The sequence below is a fragment of the Nonomuraea indica genome (assembly GCF_002850745.1).
Taxonomy (GTDB): domain Bacteria; phylum Actinomycetota; class Actinomycetes; order Streptosporangiales; family Streptosporangiaceae; genus Nonomuraea; species Nonomuraea indica.
In genome coordinates this window covers 1-3725 of record NZ_PJOK01000100.1, presented here as the reverse complement: position 1 = coordinate 3725, position 3725 = coordinate 1, and the positions used below count along the sequence as shown (strand labels likewise).

The following is a 3725-nucleotide window of genomic DNA, read 5'->3' as shown; positions in this document are numbered from 1 at the left end:
GCTCTGCGTGCCGCCCGTGCGGCCCTGGAGGCGGCGGGCGGGCGTGCGGCGGAGGTCGGTTTGCTGCTCTACTGCGACGTGTGGCACCAGGGGCCTGACGGGTGGCTGCCGCAGTACTTCCTGCAGCGGCACCTCGTCGGCGGCGACGCCCTGGCCGTCGAACTGCGCCACGACGCCAACGGCGTGTTCAGCGCGCTGGAGCTGGCCGGACCCTATCTGGGTGTCGCCCCGGCGGGGCGGCCCGACGCGCTCGTGGTGGCCGCCGACAACTTCGGCACGCCGCGCTTCGACCGGTGGCGGTCCCCGGTCCTGTTCGGCGACGGCGCCGTGGCGCTCCACCTGTCCCGCCGGCCGGGCATCGCGCAGGTGCTGTCGGTCGGCTCGGCCGCCGTGCCGGAGCTGGAGGAGTGCGCCCGGTACGGTGAGCCGATGTTCCCGCCGGGCGCCACCACGGGCGCCCCGGTCGACTGGACCGCCCGCGACGAGGGGTTCGTGCGCATGGCGACCGACCGCTCCGACCTGCGCACCGCCCTGCTGAGCACCGAGAAGGCGATGATGCGGCTCGCCGGCCGGATCGTCGCGGAGGCGGGCGTCTCCTTCGACGACCTCACCCGCGTCGCCCTCACCAACCTCGCCCCGGACTCCATCGAGCACCGGTGGCTGGAGAACATGCGCGTCCCGCCGGGCAGGACGACCTGGGACCACGGCGGCTCGGTCGGCCAGCTCGGGGCGGGTGGGCCGTTCGCCGCGCTGCACCACCTGCTGGAGACGCACCAGGTGCGCGCGGGCGACCACGTGCTGCTGGGCGCGGTCGGTTACGGCGTGACGGCGTCGTGCGCCGTGGTGCGCATCCTGGAGGGCTGATCGCCGTCCCGGTGCCGCTCGGTGAGCTCCTCCAGCACGGGCACCACCTCGTTGGGCGCCGGCATGGCGAGCATCTCACGCCGCAGCTCCCCGGCTCCGTCCCGGAAGGCGGGCTCCCGCAGCAGGCGGACCAGCAGGTCGCGGACCCGCGACCCGGTGACCTCGGCGGCGGGCAGCGTCAGGCCCGCCTGCCGCGCCGCGAGGTTGCGGGCGAGGGCCGGCGCGTCGAACTGGTTCGGCAGGACGAGCTGCGGCACCCCGTGGGCCAGGCCGGTGAAGACCGTTCCCGGCCCACCGTGGTTGATCATGGCCGTGCAGGCCGGCATGAGCGCGTGCAGGGGCACGTACCCCGCCACCCTCGTGTTGGCGGGCACGGGCCCCAGCCGCGCGGCCTGCTCGTCGCCCATGGTGAGGACGATCTCGGCGTCGAGGTCCGCCAGGGAGTCGAGCACCTCCCGAACCGGCACGACGTAGCCGCCGTACCACTCGTCGGCCGAGATCCCCAGGCTCACGCAGACCCGCGGCCGCTCCGGCGGGTCGCGGAGCCAGCCGGGCACGACGGCGCGCCCGTTGTAGGGCACGTACCGCACCGGCACGCTGCGGACGCCGGCGACCGGCTCCAGGCGGAGCGACCCGGGGGTGTGGTCGATGGTGAACTGGCCGAGGGTCAGGTCCTCGGAGAAGTCCACGCCGAGCCTGCGCGCCCGGGCGCCGAGCCAGAGCGCGAGCGGGTCCTGGCGTTCGCCGGAGGGCCGCTCGGCCGTCAGGCGCAGGAAACGGGCCCGCATCCGGGCGAAGAAGTCGAGGCTCCACAGGAAGCGGGCGTGGGCCGCCCCCGACGCCCGGGCGGCCAGCGGACCGGCGAAGGTGATCGGCTCCCAGATCACCAGGTCGGGCCTCCACCAGCGGCAGAACGACGTCAGATCGTCGATCATGGTCTTGTTGACCATGCTCCACCACCACGGCACGATCTCGGCGTAGCCGTCGCGCATCGCCTCCCAGGTGAGCCGCTCGGGACGCTCCTCCGTCAGGTCGAACCCCTCCTCGGCGTGCTCCTGGCCGCCCCCGGCGGCGAGCGTCTCGAAGAAACGGTGGTCCGTGCCCACGGGAACCGCGGTCAGGCCGGTCGCCGCGACGGCGTCGGTCAGGCTGGGCTGGCTCGCCACCCGGACCTCGTGGCCCGCGGTGCGCAGCGCCCAGCCGAGCGGCACCATGCCGAGCAGGTGTGAGACGTCGGAATAGGTGGTGATGAGAACGCGCACGCTTCCTCCGTCGGTGTCAGGACGCGGCCCGGCGGGCGTCGGTGAGGTCCTCCAGGCGGCGGGTCACCTCGTCCGGAGACGGCTGCGCCCTGATCTCCCGGCGCAGCGCCTCGGCCCGCAGGCGGAAGGACCGTTCGCGCAGCAGCCGCTCCACGGCGTCGCGCACGGCGGGCCCGGTCACCTCGTGGCTCCCGATCATCAGGCCGGCGCCGTGCTCGGCGAGCCGGCTCGACAGCACGGGCGCGTCGAAGATGTGGTACGGCAACAGCAACTGCGGCACCCCGTGCACCGCCGTGGTGAACACGGTTCCCGGTCCCGCGTGGTTGACGACCGCCGAGCACGTCGGCGCGAGCACGTTCAGCGGGACGAAGTCGACCACCCGCGCGTTCGCGGGGACGTGCCGCAGCTCCGCCTGCTGCTCGCGGGGGAGCGTCACGACGATCTCCGCGTCGAGTCCGGCGAGCGCGTCCAGCAGGTCCTGGACCGGCACGGCGTAGCCGCCGAGCCGCTCGACCGAGGAGGTGCCGAGCGTGAGGCACACGCGGGGCCGGTCCGGTGGGGTGCGCAGCCACCGCGGCACCACCGACCGGCCGTTGTAGGGCACGTACCGCAGCGGGACGTGGTCGAGGTCCACGTCCAGCCGGAGCGAGCCGGGGACCTGGTCGATGGTGAACTGGCCGGACACGAGTTCCTCGGAGAACTCCACGCCCGCGGCCCCGGCCAGCCCGCCCAGCCACTCGGCCAGCCGGTCCACCCGCTCGCCCGGCGGGCGCGCGTCCCGCAGGCGCAGGTAGTGCGCGCGCAGGCGGGCGCACAGGTCGCTGCTCCAGACGAACCGGGCGTGCGCGGCGCCCGCCGCCCGGGCGGCCACCGGGGCCGCGTACGTGAGGCTCTCCCAGATCACCAGGTCGGGCCGCCAGGACCGGCAGAGGTCGACGAGGTCGTCGGCCATCGGGTCGTTGACGATCCGCCACCACCACCGGACCCATTCCTCGTACCCCGCCGTCAGGTACTCCCAGGTCAGCTTGTCCGGCCGGTCTCCGCTCAGGTCGTGGTCGAGCTCGCGGGCGTCGCTTGCTGCGGCGAGCCGCAGCAGGTGCTGAAGCGTGTGGTCCCCGCCGACCGGCACGGCCGTCAGCCCGGTGCTCACGATCACGTCGGTCAGCGCCGGCTGGCTCGCCACCAGGACCTCATGCCCAGCGTTGTGCGCGGCCCACGCCAGCGGCACCATTCCGAGAAAATGCGTTTTCTCCTCGTGAGTGGCGAACAGAATGCGCACGAGTCCCTCCGGAAGATATGCGGCCGTGCAGTGGCCGGGCCGCCCGTGGCCCGGCCAGCCTAATAACCCGTCTTCGTCCTCCGCCACCGTGCGACTGTTTTCTTGAGCCCGCCGGAATATCCGATAATCTGGCCGGACGGCCGAATTCCTTTCCCCGCGGAGGTGGACCCGTGCGCATTCCCGATGTGTTCGTCGGTGGTCTCGGGGTTTTCGTGCCCGAGGTGGTGAGCGTGCGGGAGGCGGTGGACAAGGGGTGGTGTACGGCCGAGGAGGCGGCGGTGCACGGGATGTCGGGCGCCGCGGTGGCGGGGGAGGTGCCG

General features: G+C 73.7%; 3 protein-coding genes. 1 reads left to right on the top strand and 2 read right to left on the bottom strand.

Annotated elements, in window-relative coordinates:
* The coding region (locus tag CXR44_RS38640) for a ketoacyl-ACP synthase III family protein (protein ID WP_144070255.1) at nt 1-864 on the top strand (864 nt) is incomplete at its 5' end.
* On the opposite strand, the gene CXR44_RS38635 is transcribed toward CXR44_RS38640, so the two are convergent.
* Nucleotides 816-2126 carry an activator-dependent family glycosyltransferase gene (locus tag CXR44_RS38635; protein WP_101791122.1) on the bottom strand — a complete coding sequence of 437 codons (1311 nt, stop codon included), beginning with the start codon at nt 2124-2126 and terminating at the stop codon, nt 816-818. The genes CXR44_RS38640 and CXR44_RS38635 overlap by 49 nt on opposite strands.
* Before the next feature lie 16 nt (nt 2127-2142).
* Nucleotides 2143-3405, bottom strand: a complete 1263-nt coding sequence (locus tag CXR44_RS38630; RefSeq protein ID WP_101791121.1) for an activator-dependent family glycosyltransferase — start codon at nt 3403-3405, stop codon at nt 2143-2145.
* Nucleotides 3406-3725: the final 320 nt, after the last annotated feature.